Genomic DNA, 457 nt, shown 5'->3' on the forward strand with positions numbered 1-457 from the left:
TCTTCAGACAGGATGCCACAGGTTTTTTCATCTTTATAGGCGTTGTAGATGTACTCGGAAGCGAAGTGGTTTTTGATCACTTTGTCTTCGACGATACCCATTCCGGATTCTTCCACGGCCATTTTGGCCAACGGGATACGGGCATCAGCAGCGGCGAGGGCGGCAGCGCGGAAGATTTTATCCACTTGCTCTTGAGTGAAGTTGGCATATTCGCGCTGGGCTTTTTTGACACGTGCGACAAGCTCGTTCAGTTCAGCGACATTCGTTACAGCCATAATGCTCTCCTGATAATGTTAAACTCTTTCAGTAAATAAGCCGTGCGAGCCACTGGTATAGTCGTAACGGGGATAAGCGGTGATGAGAATACCGGGGTCTTCCCGCGTTATTTCTTCGCATGCTGCTGATTTGCTTAAAGAGCTTCACCCTACGCCAACCGGAGGGGCAGGCAGTGAGGAGA

1 pseudogene is annotated in these 457 nt (G+C 50.1%); it reads right to left on the reverse strand.

The annotated features are described in order from the left end of the window. Positions 1 to 275, reverse strand: a pseudogene (locus KQX66_RS38820) (bifunctional acetaldehyde-CoA/alcohol dehydrogenase); the annotation flags it as partial. Positions 276 to 457: the final 182 nt, after the last annotated feature.

Origin of the sequence: Paenibacillus oleatilyticus (assembly GCF_018998565.1) — a bacterium.
In the GTDB taxonomy this organism is placed as follows: domain Bacteria; phylum Bacillota; class Bacilli; order Paenibacillales; family NBRC-103111; genus Paenibacillus_G; species Paenibacillus_G oleatilyticus.